This is a genomic window from Psychrobacter sp. NG27 (assembly GCF_016106655.1).
Classification (GTDB): Bacteria; Pseudomonadota; Gammaproteobacteria; order Pseudomonadales; family Moraxellaceae; genus Psychrobacter.
The window spans coordinates 76,911-95,763 of the sequence record NZ_JADGIN010000005.1; the positions used below are offsets into that span (position 1 = coordinate 76,911).

16 protein-coding genes are annotated in these 18,853 nt (G+C 42.9%); 6 read left to right on the forward strand and 10 right to left on the reverse strand.

The genetic code is table 11. The annotated features are described in order from the left end of the window. Window positions 1-25: 25 nt before the first annotated feature. Window positions 26-355: a hypothetical protein gene (locus IP485_RS09470; RefSeq protein WP_198327024.1), complete on the reverse strand. Its 330-nt coding sequence runs from the start codon at window positions 353-355 to the stop codon at window positions 26-28. Window positions 356-610: 255 nt separating this feature from the next. Next, complete coding sequence (gene queC, locus IP485_RS09475) at window positions 611-1,378, reverse strand: 7-cyano-7-deazaguanine synthase QueC (protein ID WP_198327119.1); 768 nt, start codon at window positions 1,376-1,378, stop codon at window positions 611-613. A gap of 312 nt (window positions 1,379-1,690) precedes the next feature. Between queC and ttcA the strand changes: the two genes are divergently transcribed. After that, the gene (gene ttcA / locus IP485_RS09480) at window positions 1,691-2,857 is read left to right on the forward strand and encodes a tRNA 2-thiocytidine(32) synthetase TtcA (protein ID WP_198327025.1); all 1,167 of its coding nucleotides are present in this window, start codon (window positions 1,691-1,693) and stop codon (window positions 2,855-2,857) included. 121 nt (window positions 2,858-2,978) lie between these two features. Here the strand turns inward: ttcA and IP485_RS09485 are convergent, their stop codons facing one another. The 6 genes from IP485_RS09485 to ccoN all read right to left on the reverse strand — a co-directional run bounded on the left by IP485_RS09485 (window position 2,979) and on the right by ccoN (window position 9,390). After that, window positions 2,979-3,560, reverse strand: a complete 582-nt coding sequence (locus IP485_RS09485; RefSeq protein WP_198327026.1) for a FixH family protein — start codon at window positions 3,558-3,560, stop codon at window positions 2,979-2,981. A gap of 252 nt (window positions 3,561-3,812) precedes the next feature. Next, window positions 3,813-5,222: a cytochrome c oxidase accessory protein CcoG gene (ccoG, locus tag IP485_RS09490; RefSeq protein ID WP_198327027.1), complete on the reverse strand. Its 1,410-nt coding sequence runs from the start codon at window positions 5,220-5,222 to the stop codon at window positions 3,813-3,815. Window positions 5,223-5,942: 720 nt separating this feature from the next. Next, window positions 5,943-7,082 (reverse strand): cytochrome-c oxidase, cbb3-type subunit III, encoded by a 1,140-nt coding sequence (ccoP, locus tag IP485_RS09495; protein WP_198327028.1) that lies wholly within the window; start codon window positions 7,080-7,082, stop codon window positions 5,943-5,945. Further along, on the reverse strand, window positions 7,082-7,261 hold the full coding sequence (locus tag IP485_RS09500; protein WP_057760804.1) for a CcoQ/FixQ family Cbb3-type cytochrome c oxidase assembly chaperone: 180 nt from the start codon (window positions 7,259-7,261) through the stop codon (window positions 7,082-7,084). Before IP485_RS09500 ends, ccoP begins: the two co-directional genes overlap by 1 nt. Next, window positions 7,261-7,899, reverse strand: coding sequence for a cytochrome-c oxidase, cbb3-type subunit II (gene ccoO, locus IP485_RS09505; protein ID WP_194363979.1), 639 nt, complete (start codon window positions 7,897-7,899; stop codon window positions 7,261-7,263). Before ccoO ends, IP485_RS09500 begins: the two co-directional genes overlap by 1 nt. Window positions 7,900-7,908: 9 nt before the next feature. Continuing rightward, the gene (ccoN, locus tag IP485_RS09510; RefSeq protein ID WP_197177291.1) at window positions 7,909-9,390 is read right to left on the reverse strand and encodes a cytochrome-c oxidase, cbb3-type subunit I; all 1,482 of its coding nucleotides are present in this window, start codon (window positions 9,388-9,390) and stop codon (window positions 7,909-7,911) included. Between the two features lie 812 nt (window positions 9,391-10,202). Here ccoN and IP485_RS09515 point away from each other — a divergent pair. Then, complete coding sequence (locus tag IP485_RS09515) at window positions 10,203-10,592, forward strand: SCP2 sterol-binding domain-containing protein (protein ID WP_194363981.1); 390 nt, start codon at window positions 10,203-10,205, stop codon at window positions 10,590-10,592. A 141-nt stretch (window positions 10,593-10,733) separates the two neighbouring features. Here IP485_RS09515 and IP485_RS09520 read toward each other — a convergent pair whose 3' ends face one another. After that, a complete protein-coding gene (locus tag IP485_RS09520) occupies window positions 10,734-11,708 on the reverse strand; it encodes a hypothetical protein (protein ID WP_198327029.1) in 975 nt (324 codons plus the stop codon). 451 nt (window positions 11,709-12,159) lie between these two features. On the opposite strand from IP485_RS09520, the gene IP485_RS09525 reads away from it, so the two are divergent. The 3 genes from IP485_RS09525 to IP485_RS09535 all read left to right on the forward strand — a co-directional run bounded on the left by IP485_RS09525 (window position 12,160) and on the right by IP485_RS09535 (window position 14,632). Further along, entirely contained in the window at window positions 12,160-13,395 is a 1,236-nt protein-coding gene (locus IP485_RS09525; protein ID WP_198327030.1) for a lipoprotein-releasing ABC transporter permease subunit, read from the forward strand. Window positions 13,396-13,476: 81 nt separating this feature from the next. Next, window positions 13,477-14,157: a lipoprotein-releasing ABC transporter ATP-binding protein LolD gene (gene lolD, locus IP485_RS09530; RefSeq protein ID WP_197177287.1), complete on the forward strand. Its 681-nt coding sequence runs from the start codon at window positions 13,477-13,479 to the stop codon at window positions 14,155-14,157. 169 nt (window positions 14,158-14,326) lie between these two features. Then, window positions 14,327-14,632, forward strand: coding sequence for a hypothetical protein (locus IP485_RS09535; protein ID WP_194363985.1), 306 nt, complete (start codon window positions 14,327-14,329; stop codon window positions 14,630-14,632). Window positions 14,633-14,714: 82 nt separating this feature from the next. Here IP485_RS09535 and IP485_RS09540 read toward each other — a convergent pair whose 3' ends face one another. After that, entirely contained in the window at window positions 14,715-15,290 is a 576-nt protein-coding gene (locus IP485_RS09540) for a DUF2062 domain-containing protein (RefSeq protein WP_320158532.1), read from the reverse strand. Between the two features lie 479 nt (window positions 15,291-15,769). Between IP485_RS09540 and IP485_RS09545 the strand changes: the two genes are divergently transcribed. Further along, entirely contained in the window at window positions 15,770-18,763 is a 2,994-nt protein-coding gene (locus IP485_RS09545) for a ComEC/Rec2 family competence protein (RefSeq protein ID WP_198327031.1), read from the forward strand. Window positions 18,764-18,853 lie beyond the last annotated feature (90 nt).

The window sequence follows — 18,853 nt, forward strand, 5'->3', positions numbered from 1 at the left end:
TTTTGTATATCAAATCAGTAATCAGTTAAGCAGGCTTGGTCGGTTGCTTAAGATCCAAACCATCTGTACATTGCTGCAATTCCTTCTGCATCGACTTCACGTAAGGTAGACCAGAGGGATCTTTTTTGTCTTTGGCATAGCTCTCGATCTCCCACATTTGACCGATGGTCATTTTGCTGCGGACGCCAATGGTACAATTACACAGTTTGGTCGCATCGCCTTTGTCAGCCACTTTATATTTGACCGCGCCATTCACGCAAGTATTGATATTGTCTTGTTTGATATCGGTCGCATTGGCTTGGGGTACCGCAAAGATGGCCGCTAAGGCTAGGGGTAATATTGGCAAAAACTTCATAAATGTCCTCTTACAGATGGCGTCAGTTTTGTAAATCTTAGTCAATAATCAAGTTATTCACATAAGAATAACTAGGGCGTGTCTTCACTTTAAAAAAAATTTAGACACGGACTAGCCTAGTTATTTATGCTTTGGGGTAGACATAATCCTTCATACAATAACAAGTATACGGATTAAAATACAATGGCGACGTGCTGTATTAATGCAAGCGCATGTTGCTCAAATGTTGATTGTATTCACCGCCCAATAATCAGTCTATCCTGCTTGATAGTGAGTAGGGTCAGTGACGCCAGCTTGAGCGAATCCTTGACGGCGTAGCGAACAGCTGTCACAAACACCGCAAGCAAGACCGTTTGCATCTGCCTGATAACAAGAGATGGTCTGACCATAATCAACACCTAGTGACAGACCAAGCTCAATAGTTTGTGCTTTTGACAACTGCTGCAATGGCGTTTGAATCGATAGACGATGACCAGTAACGCCCGCTTTTGTGGCGAGATTGGCCATGTGCTCAAACGCTGCAATGTACTCTGGACGACAGTCCGGGTAACCTGAGTAATCGACTGAGCTGACCCCGATGACGATATGGTTGGCATCAGCCACTTCTGCCACTGCTAGCGCATACGATAAAAATATCGTGTTGCGGGCAGGGACATACGTGTTTGGAATGGCATCGTTATCGATTTCGTCGCGATTTTTGCTAGGAAATTTATCCGAATCTCCATCTGGTACGATCATGCTGTGATCGGTCAGCGATGAGCCACCAAGTTGTGCGATGTCAATATCAATAATTCTATGGTTGACCCCTGCGGTATCGGCGATGGTTTTTGCCGCGACCAGCTCACTGTTATGGCGCTGCCCGTAGTTAAAGCTTACGGCGGTTACCGATGCATAGCGCGCTTTTGCCCAATATAAACACGTTACCGAATCGAGACCACCTGATAACAGCACAACGGCATTTTGGTTTTTATTAAGGATATCAAGGTCAGCATTGGATGCTGAGTTGGTAGAGGAGTTTTGCATAGTTATGTTTGTCATAGTGGTATCTATTATTGATTTACGAAAACGGCTATTTTAGCAAAAATACTGCTATTACAGAACCATGAAGCGCCCAATCAAGCGTCACTAAAGTGACAAAGCGCATTTTAGGGGCGATTTTTTATCAAATGCTATGTGCCAAAAAATAAATAACGTATTTCGCTCATCTTTTCAAACTGTTAGCAATATTTGTTATAATCGCAGCGTTTAAAGCGCCAGTCAGGTGACGTCATGGGCGATGCTTTATTGCAGACCGCTTTATAGTAAAACCACCCTTATAAAGATATTGAGTAACTTATGACCGCAGCAACGTTATTTACGCCAACCTCAACCGATCAGTTAAATGAAGCTTCTACTAACACGCGTATCGATAGTCTTGTCTTAGAAGCTAACAATAGTACTGACAATCATCAGTATGATGATACCGCTGAAGAGGGTAGTCATCTAGATAGCCTTATTGATCACTCTGCTAAGACAGATGCTCCGACAGATTTTGGCAAACTACAAAAAAAGCTGCGTCGTCAAGTCTCTTGGGCGATTCGTGATTTCAATATGATCGAAGATGGCGATGTGGTGATGGTCTGTGTCTCAGGTGGCAAAGACAGCTATACCTTGCTCGATATTTTATTATTATTAAAACGCATTGCCCCCATTCATTTTGACATCGTCGCGGTCAATCTCGATCAAAAGCAGCCAGGCTATCCTGAAGATATCTTGCCTGCGTATCTTAATGAACAAGGGATTGCTCACTATATCTTAGAGAAAGACACCTATAGTATTGTCAAAAGCGTGGTACCGGAGGGCAAAACCTATTGCTCGGCGTGCTCACGTCTGCGCCGCGGCTCGTTGTATGGTTTTGCCAAGCAAATTGGCGCGACCAAAATCGCTCTTGGCCATCATCGTGATGATATGCTTGCGACTTTCTTTTTGAATTTATTTCATGGCGGCACGCTTAAATCTATGCCTCCTAAATTGCTGAGTGATGACAAGCAAAACATGCTGATTCGCCCGCTGGCTTACGTCGAAGAAAAAGACATCATTGAATACGCCAAATTGAAAGCATTCCCAATCATTCCTTGTAACTTGTGTGGCAGTCAGACCAATCTACAGCGAGCCATCATCAATGACATGCTACGCGAATGGGATAATGCGCATCCACAGCGTTTGGCCTCTATCTTTAAAGCGATGCAAAACGTAGCCCCATCACAGTTAGCCGACCGTGAGTTGTTTGATTTTGAAACGCTCAGTCTTGATCGTGATGATAATGAGCGTTTGTTTGAAGGCGACAATATTCAAGCAGGGCAGACGGATGATTTGGCTGAAATGGGTTTGCCAGTATCACCCAAGACACAAACCTTTAATCCAAAATTTGCAAGTGATAAGCCGTATGCGCTCGCATTAGAAAATGCCGAGAGCAATGAACGTAGCGCTAAAAAGATACCAACGATTAATCCGGTTATTTAACGTTTTGTGTTTTAGTGCTTTGTGAGTCAATACTCAGTGCATGAACAATAAAAAACCAGCCATTCTGTCATGAATGGCTGGTTTTTTTTGAGTCTCAATATTAGGCTATAGCCTAATAAAGTCAACTTTTAGCAAATACAGGCAGTGGGTTAAAGTTAACTTCTGAGCGTGGCAGTTTTGCCACATCTTGCATGCGCCAGTCTTCTTTACCATCGTTACTGACTTGCAAGTAGTATTTGGCTTTTACCGAATCGAGCTCTACTTGCGCGCTGTACTTATTGCCCTCGACATGTTTCAAAACGACGTCATGGTCTTTTTTGACATCCGTGGCGTGTGAGATAGAGAGATCTAGCGTATCAGGATAAGTCAGCGGCGTACCATTTAGTAGCTTGCCTGATTGTAGGCTCTGCTCAGGATAATTCAAATAAAACACAATATCACCATTGTCTGAAAATTGCATTTTGCCATGCAAGTCTAAGTCGTAAGTGAGCTTGTCACGTGACACGTCATGATAGAGCGTTTTGCCATCCATATACCAGTCGTCTCGTACCACGCTATCACGAATTTGATAAGAGTAATAAACGAAATATATACAGGCAATGACCACAAATGCGGGCATGCCAATCACAAAGATAACCACCATATAGTTCTTGTACCATGGCTGAGTATCTTGATGTTTAAAGTTCGGTGCTGGAGTAGACATAACATACCTATTAATAAAATACTTGTTCAGCAGATACCTATTCAGAATATATTTATTCGAGAAGTATCTACAAACGGTATAAACGGTAATCTGACGGCCAAATGCTATCAGTTTAAGGATAAATACTCATCCAATAGCCTATAGCGACTGAAGCCACTAATGACTGCATCCGCGAACTATTAGATGAAAATCCATTATTAAATAACTGAAACCAAGCCACTGATTTCTAATAAGCCACTGACTTCTAAAAATTTACTGACCTTGGGTGGTAAAGACATTTTGTTTACTGACTTTGTACTTGCCATCTTCACTGGTCACATTCAACGTCACAGGGGTTTGACCAAACTCAATCGTATCAGGATTACCATAGATACTCACCGGCATATCAAAACTTTCACCTGCCTCTAAAGGCACATCATTGAAACGCAGCTCTAGACTGAGACCTTTTTGCGGTGCCAGCGTGATTTTATAGGCGTGAGGCTCTTGGGTTTTATTGGTCAGCTTGACGATGTAGCTGTTCTCAATCATGCCTTGGCTGTTGATAGAGGATAATTGGTTGCGGTCGCGGCGAATATCAATCTCTAGTGGCACGCGATCTGTTAACGCATATACAACACCGCCGCATAGCACCAATAATAATGCCAAATAGGCAAATAAGCGTGGACGTAATAATCGGCTGGGTTCTTTTTCTACCAGTTGACGCTCAGTCGTATAGCGAATGAGCCCGCGCGCATAGCCGACTTTGTCCATCACCTCATTACAGGCATCAATACAAGCGGCACACTGAATACAACCTACCTGCAGACCATCACGAATGTCGATACCAGTGGGGCAGACCTGTACACACATGGTACATTCAATACAGTCGCCTAGATGCTCAGGGTTCGTGCCTTTTTTACGAGTACCGCGTGGCTCACCGCGCTCATAATCATAAGAGACAATTAATGTGTCTTTATCAAACATCACGCTCTGAAAACGACCATAAGGACAGATCTGTACACACATCTGCTCACGCATGTATCCCGCATTGGCATAAGTGGCAAAGGTAAAGATAAACATCGATACCCACACCCATGTTGGCCAGTCAGGCACAGGAATCATACCCACCGTCTGCCAGCTATGGTAAAGCGAATCTGTCCCTGCCACATAACTGACAAAGGTCGCGGCTGTAATGATAGAGAGCAGCAACCAAATCGAATACACCGTCGTGCGCTTAAAGACCTTGCTCGTACTCATCGGCTCTTTATCAAACTTCATGCGCTTATTGCGATCACCAATCACCCATTTTTCGACATACTGGTACAGATGCGTCCAAATCGTTTGTGGACAAGCATAACCGCACCATACACGACCTGCATATACGGTGACCATAAACAACGTAAACGCAGAAATCAGTGCAAATGCCGCTATAAAATAAAAGTCCTGCGTCAAAAACGTCATGCCAAAGATATAATAATGCTGAGATGGCACATCAAACCATATTGCTTGTCTGTCGTTATAGCGTAGCCATGGTAAAACCAAAAAAGCAGCCAAAAGCGCATACATCGTGATGACGCGAATATTTTGATAAAAACCTGTCACAAACCTTGGGTGTATACGATGCTTGGTCGCATCAAGATCAATCTGCTGTACAGGTATTTTATTGGATGGTTGTGCTGACATAAACGTGCCTCTTTAAAAAAAGAATCAGTCTGCTGGCATGATGAACAAACATCTTTGATGATCAGATGTATGAGTGTGTGATGTTATCAATGTCAGTAATTAATGAATAAGGGATTGAGCACAGTTCGAGTCGATCCACTTACTACAGAATATTTCGGTTCATTTGCTAATTATAAGTTTTAAATCACCCGATAGAGTGCTATCAAAGCCATCTAAATCCGTTATTAGCAGTCTATTTTAAAAACAGTTATTCTAACATTCTCCCTACTAATAACGGGGGAATGCATACGAAAAAAATTGATATGATAAAGTGTTTTTGCGTGTTTATAATATTCGTTGTTGGTAAAACTAGGGTCTGTTTGATATTCAAATATTAGGGCTGCTGATTGCTAAAATTGCACCAAACTAGGCGCAAGCCGACGATAATGTCGAGACCTTAGCTAGGCTTACAACAACGTTTGGGGTGATTTTAGCATCAGCCTTTCAGGGCAGTACTCTTTTTTGCCAATATATGGCGAAATTGTTTAACCTAGAATGACTCGGCATCAAAAATTTCACTGCATATTGTCTAAAAAATAGTCACTGCCAGCACCATATTTGAATGTTCAACAGACCCTACATATGAATAAAACAAAAAGGGAGAACTGTAATGACAGTTCTCCCTTTATCAAATCTCATCCATATACAGCACAGTCGTAGTAATTTAGAGTTAGCCGATGCTTAGTTAGCAGTCGTTTCTTCAGTTGCTACTGGTTGAACCGCAGCAGCCGTTACTTCAGCCGATTTGCCAGTTCTGTCCGATAGTGAGTAGATATAAGCAGCAAGTAGCATAATACGCTCATTACCTAGCTTAGTTTCCCACTGTGGCATGACGCCTGCACGACCATAACGTAGTGTATTACGTACTGTCTCACGCTCACCGCCATATAACCAGATATTATCGGTTAGATTTGGTGCGCCTGCTGAGATCATACCTTTGCCGTTTTCAGAGTGACACAGTGCACAATTCTGTTTAAAGATGGCTTCGCCTTGGTTCACTAGGGTTTGATCCAGCTTACCATTGCTCTTGCTGCCATTATTAGCAGATAGTGACAGCACATATTCTGACGCTGCACGTACACCATCTTCACCGATCTGATCACGCCAAGCAGGCATACCGCCGACACGACCATTATGCAATGTGGTCAAAATGTTGGTGGCTTCGCCGCCATGTAACCAATCATTGTCAGTCAGGTTAGGGTAGCCAGTAGCACCTTTGGCATTAGAGCCGTGACACACCGCACAGTTCTGTAAGAACAAACGGCTACCCACTTTTAGCGCATTTGGATTTTCAGACAGTTTTTCGACATAAGGAGCAAGTTCTGCCACTTTACCATCGATTTGAGTCTGTAAATCTGCTGGTGGGTTTTCACTACGGCGCATGTTTGCTTGTAGCTCATTTAGCGTACCAAGTGTCGCCGTTGCGCCTGCTGCATTAGCTTTCACAAGAATGCTTTTTTCAAAGTTATCTGTAAATACTTTGTTATTGCTTTCAAGATCACTGAACAGCTCATTCTTAGAGGTCCAAGGGACAGTTTCCCCATCGACTTCTACGGTTGCGATACCTTCCCAATGCTTAGGAAACATGGCTGGGAAAAATATCCAATAAGCGACGCCCCAAACGATTGAACCAAAAAATATCACCAACCACCATTTAGGAAGTGGTTTGTCGTATTCTCGGATGCCGTCATATTCATGACCGGTCGTACCGTCTTCTTCTAAGCTTGGCTTGTATTTTATTACAAACAACAAGACACCAAGAATAAAAGCCCAGCAGCCAATACTGATTAGCGTGATCCAAGAACTCCAAAAAAATGTCATCATTTATCCTTATTGCGCTGCTCTTCAGACAGAGATTTTATATCCTCGTCATCAAGCGCAAGTTGTGCATCTTCTTCGAAGCGTTTTTTGTTTTTTGGCGAATACGCCCACCATGCAACGCCTACGAAGGCAATAAAGGCAGAAACGGTCGCAATTGTTTGTAATTCACCAATACCCATTAGCGCTGTCCTTCCATTGCAGTGCCCAGCTGCTGTAAATAAGCAACCAAAGCATCAAGCTCTGTGGCACCTAGGACAGCATCAGGAGCGCCTTCGATGTCTGCTTCAGTATAAGGGACACCAAAGCGATCGCGGAATAGGCGCATTTTGTCTTGAATGTTTTCGCCATCCACTTCGTTTTCAGCAAGCCAAGGGAAACCGGGCATCACTGATTCTGGTACGAGTGAACGTGGATTGATCAAATGTTGCTTTTGCCAATCTTCAGAATAGCGACCGCCAACACGTGCTAAATCAGGTCCAGTACGTTTCGAACCCCATAAGAATGGATGATCCCACGTAGACTCAGCAGCACGCGAATATGGTCCATAACGTTCAACTTCTGCACGTAGTGGGCGAACCATTTGAGTATGACAAACATGACACCCTTCACGGATGTAAATATCACGACCTTCAAACTCAAGCGCTGTCCAAGGCTCCATTGCTGGAAGTGGCGCATTCACACCACCATCTTCAGGGCCCTTGTTATCATATATCAGTGGTACGATTTCAACGAGCGTTGCAAAACTAATAGCAATCACGATACCAATGACTAACAGGCCTGTATTTTTTTCAATAATTTCATGCGGTGTACCAGCCATGATCGCTCCTTATACGTTAGCTGTCGAAGGTTTTTCGACACTAGGTTCATGATCCGTTGGATCAGCGACATCTACAGGCTTACCTTCTGGCATCTTGAGTGTTTTATAGCAGTTATAAGCCATAATAAACATACCCGACACATATAAGAAGCCACCAAAAGCACGGCCAATATATGGGAAATGCGAGAATTCAACAGTATCAACGAAGCTATATACCAAAGTACCGTCTGGGTTCGTCGCAAGCCACATCATGCCTTGGCCAATACCTGAGATCCACATAGAGACGATATAGAAAATCGTTCCTGCAGTCGCCAGCCAAAAATGCGTGGTAATTAAGCTGATAGAGTACATCTTTGGTTTGTTATAAATACGAGGTAACAGTACATATAGAGAACCAATCGTGATCATACCAACCCAGCCAAGCGCACCTGAGTGTACGTGACCAATAGTCCAATCGGTATTGTGCGATAGCGCATTGACCGTCTTAATAGACATCATTGGGCCTTCGAACGTCGACATGGCGTAGAACGATAGTGCAACAATCATAAAGCGAATGATCGGATCGGTACGTAACTTATCCCAACTGCCTGATAGCGTGAGTACACCGTTGATCATACCACCCCAAGACGGTGCAAATAGGATGATTGAGAATACCATTGCTAATGACTGCGTCCAATCTGGAAGCGCTGAATAATGCAAATGGTGACCACCAGCCCACATATATGAAGCAATCAATGCCCAAAAGTGAACGATAGACAAACGGTAAGAATAAATAGGGCGGCCAATCTGTACTGGAACGAAGTAATACATCATTCCAAGGAAAGCTGCCGTTAGATAAAAACCTACTGCGTTATGCCCGTACCACCACTGCACCATCGCATCAGTTGCACCGCCAAATAGCGAGTAAGATTTAAAGGCACTAACAGGAATCGCCATGCTATTTACGATGTGCAGTAGTGCAATCGTAATAATGAAAGCGGCGAAAAACCAGTTAGCCACATAGATATGTGAGGTTTTACGTTTGATGAGCGTACCAAAAAAGACGATGGCATAAGAGATCCAGACCAACGCGATTAAGATATCGATAGGCCACTCAAGCTCAGCGTATTCTTTAGTTGATGTCAAACCTAGTGGTAAGGTAATAACGGCAGAAACGATAACCGCTTGCCAACCCCAAAAGGTAAACCAAGCCAAATACGGCGCGAACAGGCGTGTTTTACAGGTACGCTGAACGATATAGTAAGACGTTGCGAACAGGGCAGAACCACCGAACGCAAAAATCACCGCATTGGTATGCAGTGGTCTCAAGCGACTAAAAGTCAGCCATGGAATGTCAAAGTTGAGTGCTGGCCATGCTAACTGTGAAGCAAGGAACACACCAAGACTCATGCCGACGATGCCCCATACTACGGCCATGGTCGTAAAGAATCTTATGACTGTAATTTCATACTCACGGTCATTAGGGTTGGTTGCTGTGTTTTGTAAACTCATTGGATGATTCCTTTACAGCCCGAATTATCAACAGAATTAACCAATAATCCACACAATCTTCATTTGAGATCTCAATTATAGCTATGTATAAGCTGATAATTATCGTGGCACATATTGCTTTTTGGTCTGTTATCACCGTGATGTCATTAACTGTTAATCTAAGCTTTTGCTATGTATCAGTAAACACCAATAAATAGGAGTAAGCGCTTTGTGCGCTATTCTCAAAGCCAATTGACAGTAGGATTGTTAATATATCATCAAGGTAAATAAGAAGACGCGCCGTTTTTGGACATCAAACATCTAATGAGGCTAAATATGTATCTTAATTATTACGAAGAAATCTGTACTAATGAAGATAGATACCCTTATCTATAGGGCTATAAAACGCACTAACTATAGATGGATGCTAGCGGCAGCTGACAAAAAACATGCTTATGTAATGTTTGGTTAAAACTCCCGACTCTGTTTAAGGGTATTGTAACGCAATCCTAATAAAATATCATCAGAACTATGCGGCAAAATACAAACTCTTTGGTATAAATGTGAGCAGGCAACTTATTATTGCGGTGCCACTCCTGTATTTTATACACAATGTTGTCACTATTCTAGCTGCTCGTTTCAAACCCTTACGGTAAAAGCCAACTTCTAAAGGAATTTTGTAACAGGGCTATTGCTTGGCCTATAAATAGATTTTACTTATTATCAGGTCGACCCTTATAATGACCTTCGAGCTAGGGATACCCCAATAGACCAATCACTGGTATATTGATGAATAGTGTCCGTACAATAAAATACCAATTAAGGATAATAAGATGGCAGTTTTTTTGAGTAATGAATGGTTTGAGCAAGTAGAAACAATGGGTAATGAAGCGGGCGAGTTGAATCTGCCGCCAGCACTTGCCAATATGATCGTGAATCTAAAAGTCTCTGACGCTGAGCAGGATATTGAGGCAAATTTCACCAATGGCTTGTTGCATCGCGGCTTGAATGATGCGGCAACGACTACCTTGTTACTTGACCGCAGTATTTTGCAGTCTATCATCACAGATTTTGATACTAATCAGATCATGGGTGCCTTTATGAGCGGTAAAATTCGCGTCGAAGGCGATATGTCACAATTGATGGCGGTACAGACTGCCCGCCCAAGTGCTGAGCAAAAAGAGCTGTATACCCGTATCAAGTCAATGACCACAATGGCTTAATTTATTTTTAGTCGACTGTTTGATGCATGTGTCATGCGTAACAGTCGCTGAGTTAATAAGTTCATGAGATGTAAAAAGCCTCTAATACAAATTAGAGGCTTTTTTATTGATAAATGCGACGGTCACCCAGTCGTTATTTGATTAGCTGGCTTTTGATGACTGTGAAACGGTTTTTTGATTTTCTTTATATATGGCCGCCTGTAGCCAGACGTTGGCTTGTACATAATCATGTACGTTGATACTGGCAGTTTCAGGTGTATTAAGCGCGCCAACACGCACAACGAACGGATCTGCATCTTGCTCACGTAATGTCACGACATCAAACAAAATAATAGACTTGCCATTAAATACGGTTTCTTGTTTGCCAAGCACTTGACCTTGGCACCATGCTTCGTCCTCTTGACCCAAGGTATCACCAAACAAGTACGCGCACATGTGACCCAAATTGATTTCGATGGGTGCCATTTGCTCTTTGGTTTCAGATTTCCACTTGGCTATCTGCTCTTGTAAATCATCTGGGATATTTCCGTCATTCGCCGCAACAATATCATTAAAGGCACGGTGATAGCGGATGGATTCTTGATCCTCCACCATAATGACTTCGTTCTGCTCACTGAGCTTAATCTCGTGCGCCCATGCGCTAAAATTCACGTAATAATAGGCGTCACGCTGATATAAGTGGCGATTGGCCGTGTAAAGCTGATCAAAAGCATAAATGATACTGCCATCAGCCGTACGTAAGCGTAAAACGGCATCATGAGAGTTGTCATTGGCGATGACACGCTCAATTTTACAATTGAGCCCATAAGGGCTGTCCACACAAGGGTAGGCATTGATAAAGCATTCAGGCTTACCATCTTTCATCGCCAGTACTTGATTGATGTGGCAGGGTTGATCTTCTGACAACAACAAGCAGCTGTCTTGCGCGCTCACATTGTTGTTGAGACCTTTAGGCATTGCTGCGACTTCAATCATTTTTTGTAGCCATTCTGGCACATCATGACTCATGTCATCGGTCAGGATACGCCAGTGATCACCGTGACCGGTAGACTGCTCATCGGTCAGCGTGATCTTGGTGGGCGCTTGAATGTTTTTATATTGATAGTTTATGGTCATGAAAATACTCAAAATTAAGTCAGCTTGGGGTTTTAATCTAATACGGCGGTCGCTTATGCATTATCCAATACGCTGAGCGCTTGGTGTATGAGGGTCAGCAGCCTAGCTCGCAAAAGATCAGAAACCGCAATGAGGGGTTAATGACAATTGTCTTTAGCCTATAATATATAGGTATTGACACACCTAATAGCAAGACCTCTATAAAAAATAATAACAACAAAACCCAGTTTTTTGGTGAATAATACGCTCAGTTTTAGCTAATGACTGGCACATATCCGCCAAATTGTGTCAAACTAGCTCCCTTTTGATGGCCGTTTTTGGCTCGTCTGAACCCCTGTTTTTGTGTTCGATTTATATGTGCGTAAGGCAAGCGCAGGCTTGTGATGCATTTGTTGCTGCTCGTTTTGTAGCCTATATAAAGTCGTACGTAGATAAGATAAAGAGTTTGAATATGTTTCGTCCTTTAGCGTTATTTATTGGCTTACGATACACCCGAGCAGAGCGCAGTAATGGCTTTATCTCATTTATATCACTCATCTCAATGATTGGTCTGACGCTTGGGGTTGCCGTATTGATTACGGTGCTATCGGTGATGAATGGTTTTGATCGTGAATTAAAAACCCGTATTTTGGGCATGGTGCCGCAGGCGACTGTGGTCTCAAGCGAGATCATCAGTGATTGGGAACAATTGGCTGACAAGATTAAAGAAGATCCAGAAGTGGCGGCGGTTGCCCCTTTTATCCAATTGCAAGGGATGCTGACATCAAACGGTCAGGTCGCAGGGATTATGGTGACAGGTGTCGAGCCTGAATACGAAAAAAATGTCTCTATCATCAATGAGCATATGGTCGAAGGCAGCATTGATACCTTACAAAGCGGTGATTTCAGTATTGTGTTAGGCGAGGAGATGGTACAGTCTTTAGGCTTGCAGATAGGGGACAAGGTAACTTTAGTGTTGCCAGAAGCGTCACCATCACCCGCAGGTGTGATACCACGGTTTAAGCGTTTTACCTTAACCGGTATCTTTACCATCAGCCCCGAAGTGGATAGCCTCATGGCATTTATCCCGATGGGTGATGCGGCAAAACTGCTGCGTTTGCCAGAAGGGGCGCAGGGCGTACGTATGAAGCTCAATGATATCTTCACAGCGCCAATGGCTGCAGAGAAAGCGGCTGCCATTGCACCTCAGCAGTTGTATCCTAATGATTGGACGCAAACGCATGGCAATCTATTTGGTGCGATTCAAATGGAAAAAGCCATGGTCGGCTTGCTATTGTTTTTGATTATCTTAGTGGCTGCTTTTAACATTGTCTCAAGCCTAGTGATGCTCGTTACTGACAAAAAAGCAGATATTGCGATTTTGAAAACCTTTGGTGCCTCTCCTCGATTAATTACTCAAGTGTTTATGGTCCAAGGTGTGGTCATCGGTGTCATCGGTACCGTTGCTGGCACGATATTGGGTGTGATATTTGCGCTCACGGTCAGTGATATTTTGGGTTTTATCAATCAAGTCTTTAACCTGAACCTATTTGATGCATATTTTGTGAATTATTTACCGTCAGAATTGCGTTTTTTAGATGTGGTATTGATTACAGGTGCATCGTTTGTACTGAGCTTTTTGGCCACTATATATCCAGCGCGCCGAGCGGCTAAGATTCAGCCAGCTCAAACACTACGCTACGAGTAATCCCAAACGTCTAAGCATGCAATTAAGTATCAAACCAAATATTAAAATAAGTATCGAAATAAATAAAATAAAGGAAGCGCTATGTCTGCCATTTTAAAGGCGACCAATATCAATAAGATATATGATGAAGGGGCGGTCAGTACACAGGTATTGACAGGCCTTGATATTACGGTTAATGCCGGTGAGCGTATTGCCATCGTTGGCACCAGTGGTTCAGGAAAAAGTACCTTGCTACATTTGCTTGGCGGACTGGATACGCCAACGAGTGGTGAAGTCTGGTTACATGGTCAATTATTAAACAGCATGAATGAGACTGAACGCGGTGCCATGCGCAACAAGCACTTGGGTTTTATTTATCAGTTTCACCATTTATTGGCTGAGTTCACCGCAATTGAAAACGTTGCGATGCCTCTGCTAATGCGTCCAGAAGTATCGACGAAAGACGCTCGTAAGCAAGCCATTGAGATTTTGGAGAATGTCGGCCTTGAGCATCGATTGATGCATAGACCTGGTGAGTTATCAGGTGGTGAGCGTCAGCGTGTCGCCATTGCGCGTGCGCTAGTGACCAAACCATCGCTTATTTTGGCAGATGAGCCAACGGGTAACTTGGATTATGACAACGCGCAAAGTGTTTTTGGTCTATTGTCAGAACTACAAAACACCATGCAAACGGCGCTATTGATGGTGACTCATGATCGCAATTTAGCGGCACTTGCTGACCGTCAGTTATTGCTACGTAATGGTCATTGGGAGCAATATTAACACTTTTGTGTACAGAGAATATAAGGCTGACATAGATGTTGTTTATTAGCACTTATGATGTCTTTTCTCATGAAATGTATTGTTGTATGATTAAGTAAATATTCCATAGCAACAGATATAAAGGCGGCTATCAATTGGCCGCCATGTCCACTTTATAGGAACACATGCAATGACTGCAGATGAAAATCCAATCGCCGCTTTTGGCAGTGCTGAAGAAGGTGATGAGCCATTAAAGCCATATATCGATCCGAGCCTGTTTGAAACCATTGATAGACAGTCGCAAATGGATCTGCTTGCCCCTGTATTTGACGCCATTACTTTGGCTGGGGTTGATTTTGATCTGAAGGTTCAAGACAGTGCCACTGGCAAGCGATACACCTTATGTAAAAACGATAAAGTTATCGAAATTGTACCGATGGATATGGATTTTACTGACAAGGTATTGGCTGCGATAGAAAAAAACAAAGAAATATGACTTGTATAGGCGTGTCTGAGATATTCAGTCAGAGCGCCGATTGCTAGTTTTAGACACTTAACCGCATTGAAGCCTGATCCTATCAAGAAGTAGGCGGTTCAACCGAAGATTTTTTCTGGCGCTTTTGCCAACTTGCGACAGTTCTATAACGCCAAACAGCCTTAAATACCAGTCCGCAAACAATACTGGTCACCACTGCCAAAATCGTCAATCCAATACAAAATGCGGCAATCGAGACAGTGCCGCGATAGGTAATAAATGGATTGGCACCATTTGACAATACCCATAAACTAAAGTCAGCAATCATCCTGCCGATGAGTCGCAAACTGATCATTGGTGCATCTAAAATCTTTGCACCAATATAGTATCCGGCATAAAAAATAGGCAAGCTGGTAAGCGGATTGGTAATCCACGTCAGACCAAGTGCCATCGGGACATTGGCTCGAAAAATAAGCGAGCCAATCAAGGCCAGTAACATCTGTCCTGGTAATGGGAAAAATGCACTAAGCACACCAATATAGACCGCTTTATTTAGGCTGTGACGATTGAAATGCCATAATCGTGGATCTGCCAAATGCGGTGCAAATAATTTTAAGGTGCGACTTTCTAGGACTTTTTCTGGTGTAGGAAGTAAATCTTTTAGACGTTTTTTGGGCACAAGATTGCCTTTAATCATTAACGATAGCCCGCTCAATCAGTTTGATGGACTGCTATAGAGTAATATGATGAATAAAAATGGTGAATAACGATAGATAGGATACTGATGTCAGACAATCAGCCTCTCAATATCTGTCATCAGTATAGGGCAATATAAATATAAATGCTATTGAACGATGTGCCAGTTATTGTTATTGATAGGGTGCTGTATTCATGCTTATATCTATAATCAAAATATTAAAATCTAGGGTGTGTCATCAATTAACACATGAATACATTTAGTGGCTTTAAAATGGCTAAATTTTGCTAAACATCGTCAGTAATTTTTTCAATATGTTCATATTAACGGCCATTTCTTCCTTGTTTATCTACAATTTTTCTCATTTTAAGCCTCACAATTTAATTGATGACACGCCTTAGCTGACTCGTTATAAAGTTGATACCGTCTTATGTCGTTAAACCATCAAGCAAGGAGTGCTGGTGTACTGGTTAATTGGCAGCCTAATAATTATCATTATGATGGGCGTTTTGGCAGTCGCAGACGATGCGTTGGTGCCAGTCGACCTGTTTTTATTAGACATGGTCAGTGTCTCTAAACTCTCTCTGCTACTCATCGTATTAGCTGTTATTCTGATGGTCAGCGCTCAATTTAATACTCCACCAGTAGTCATTCAAAAAGTCGTCAAAGACCACGCCACATACCTGCCTTATAACAATAACCTTTCCTTACGCATCATCAAGTATTTACTGTTTGCTATTTTGACGATCGCATTGGTAATCGGTAGTGCGTTACAAGCCTTGGTCAGCCATCAACAGGCAGAATCTGCCAAAATCATCGACCCAATACGAGTACAAGCCTTGGTGCGTATTGAGGGATTAAGCGACAGTGTTTATGATACCAGTACAGATAGTGGCTATCGACAAGTTGCCGTGGTCACAAACTTATCACCATTGATCGCTGAGCTAGATGCTCAAGACTTGGCGGAGAGTACGTCAAACCATCTAGAAAATAAGCAAAATAGCCTAAGTGATAATACTCTAAGTAATAATGGCAATATCGAATATCGGGTACTGCTCAATGCTTATCCAAAACCATTATCAAGTAGTGACTCACTGGCAGCATTGAATGACCTACAGCCCGGTGATCAATTGTTTATGAGCTTGGCGCTGACACCATTGGCTAGCTCTGAGCAAGTACTTAACAATCCTTCTGGGTTTGATAGCTATCGCTGGTTACGAGGTCGCCAAATTGATGGTGCTGCTAATATACTGGCGGTCAGTACATCTACCATCAGTTATGAGGCACTGCCAAAGCAAGTAGTGACCTCTCAATCGTATCTCCAACGCTTCCGTACTTATATTGACCGAGGACGTTGGCAACTGCGTCAGCATTTTTATAAAAACTGGTCACTACATTCTACCGCGGAGCAACAAGCAAAAGCGGTCACATTGAGCTTACTTACTGGTGATCGTAGTTTAATCAGCCTTGATACCAAAGACTTGTACCAGTTGGCAGGTATCTCACATTTGCTGGCTATTTCAGGGACTCATGTGCTGTTTTTAGCCATTGTTATGGCGGGTACAGTCGTACTGCTATTCAATCGGTTTTGTCCGATAGGTTATCGCTATATTCCGCGCTGGCAAGTGCGGTGGTGGGTAATGATTGGGGCTGCTTTTATTTATGCGCTATTCACAGGATTTGATGTGCCAGCTGCACGGACAGCTTGGATGCTACTGGCAATTGGTCTAGTTAGATTGACAATGTTGCCTACCAGTACCATGAAGGTATTATTGGCATTGGCCATACTGATGGCATGGCGTGATCCTTATGTGTTATGGCAAGCAGGATACTGGTTGTCCTTTATCGCAGTGGCGCTATTGCTGAAGTACGATGATACGTCATATCAGTACAATACTTCTGCATCAGCACCACACCGTGTCCATTCAGGCACGAATAGCAACAATGTCCGTACTAAAAACACTGTATTGAACCACGCTTGGCAAGTTGTGAGACGCATCGCCAAATTACAGTTTTGGCTATTTATTACGTTACTACCAACCACATTGCTCTTATTTGGCAAAGCATCATTATGGGGCCTTGTAATCAACCTATTCGCTATAGGTTTGTTTGGATGGGTGATCGTACCGCTGAATTTATTGGCAGGGCTGTGTTATCTGCTATCCCCTACGATAGCAGACGGTATCTGGATGTTGGTCATTGCAATCGTTGGCGCTTTGCATGATTTCATCACGTGGCTAACATCGTTGCCATTACTGTCAGGTGTTTGGCTGTATACACCAGTCAATATAGCCATCGTGCTCATGGTGTTTTTGTTTATGCTGCCTTGGCTATTACCGCGAGGTTTTATCAGTCGATGGCTGGCGCTGACCCCTTTGACGCTGTTAATAATGACGGTGTACGCCAACCAACAGTCGCTCACAACCGTACCGACTTTATATGTCTTGCCCACTGGGGATTCGTATATTAGTGCTTCATTATTACAATATCCTATTGCTCATAATGCGGCTCGATCAGGCATAAATAAGCGTCAAAAAAGCACCCATTGGCTATTTTTGGCAGATCATAGACCGAAAAATGCGCGCACGATGACCAGCAGCCTGACAGCAGATGCATTATCTGCAATTTTAGAGCAGCAGCTGGGCAGTTTATCAGTCAATAATTTAGAAGGTATCATTGTACAAAGTAATAGTATCGGACTGACTGATACGATTAATACTAACGATCAGCGCGTTGATTTTGATATCGGAACGTCCGAATTATTGCCAATGACCATGGCTCAGTTAAGTCAGAAATTACCTGTCAGTCAATACTGGCAAGCGGGACGCTCTGATAGATGGACGCAACTACAACAAGCTTATCAAGTCACCAGCCAAGCTGATAGGGCATCGAATATCAGTGCCCAGCGCTGCGATCAGGGTAAAATATGGCAATTGCCTAGTGGATGTTTGACGATACAGGTGTTGACGGGCTGGAGTACTATTAATGATGCCAGTGTCTGGGACTGTAGTATCGCTATCGATACTGATTTGCCCATACAAGTGCTAAGGTACAATGCAGCAGACCCCCTTCAATCATTGGATATGACAGCTCAGATGGATATGGAACATACGCATTTGGCAGATACTAAGCTGAAGAGCAGTAAAGTGATTGAACATCAGGAAACGCCTGCAGTATCACGGCTCATACTAAATACCGATACCCATCAACGGGTCTGGCAGATGTGGGAGTTACTGTGCTCGGATGAAGGGTTTAATGAGATCATCGCCTCAAGCCAAACGAAATGGCTTGGTCATAGTGCCTCACATATAACCGCTGATATAATGCGTCATCAAAATATTGATAATGTCATAACCTTGGATGATAAACCTTTAGATGCGGCATCATCTCTAAATAAGCATGACGATGTGGTCAATACCAATACCAATACCAATACCAATATCAAAAGTCCTTAAAATATCGCTCATCCAATCGGCGTTACAATATGGTGATATTTCACAGTTATACTATTGAACCCTTATTAAAATACCACCATACTTAGCAGC

Coding starts and splice junctions, on each gene's coding strand:
- IP485_RS09515 (WP_194363981.1), top strand. CDS start 10,203: ATGGCAGTTTTTTTGAGTAATGAATGGTTTGAGCAAGTAGAAACAATG.
- ttcA (WP_198327025.1), top strand. CDS start 1,691: ATGACCGCAGCAACGTTATTTACGCCAACCTCAACCGATCAGTTAAAT.
- ccoP (WP_198327028.1), bottom strand. CDS start 7,082: ATGACATTTTTTTGGAGTTCTTGGATCACGCTAATCAGTATTGGCTGC.
- ccoO (WP_194363979.1), bottom strand. CDS start 7,899: ATGGCTGGTACACCGCATGAAATTATTGAAAAAAATACAGGCCTGTTA.
- IP485_RS09535 (WP_194363985.1), top strand. CDS start 14,327: ATGACTGCAGATGAAAATCCAATCGCCGCTTTTGGCAGTGCTGAAGAA.
- ccoN (WP_197177291.1), bottom strand. CDS start 9,390: ATGAGTTTACAAAACACAGCAACCAACCCTAATGACCGTGAGTATGAA.
- IP485_RS09500 (WP_057760804.1), bottom strand. CDS start 7,261: ATGGGTATTGGTGAATTACAAACAATTGCGACCGTTTCTGCCTTTATT.
- IP485_RS09485 (WP_198327026.1), bottom strand. CDS start 3,560: ATGTCTACTCCAGCACCGAACTTTAAACATCAAGATACTCAGCCATGG.
- lolD (WP_197177287.1), top strand. CDS start 13,477: ATGTCTGCCATTTTAAAGGCGACCAATATCAATAAGATATATGATGAA.
- IP485_RS09520 (WP_198327029.1), bottom strand. CDS start 11,708: ATGACCATAAACTATCAATATAAAAACATTCAAGCGCCCACCAAGATC.
- ccoG (WP_198327027.1), bottom strand. CDS start 5,222: ATGTCAGCACAACCATCCAATAAAATACCTGTACAGCAGATTGATCTT.
- IP485_RS09470 (WP_198327024.1), bottom strand. CDS start 355: ATGAAGTTTTTGCCAATATTACCCCTAGCCTTAGCGGCCATCTTTGCG.
- IP485_RS09525 (WP_198327030.1), top strand. CDS start 12,160: ATGTTTCGTCCTTTAGCGTTATTTATTGGCTTACGATACACCCGAGCA.
- queC (WP_198327119.1), bottom strand. CDS start 1,378: ATGCAAAACTCCTCTACCAACTCAGCATCCAATGCTGACCTTGATATC.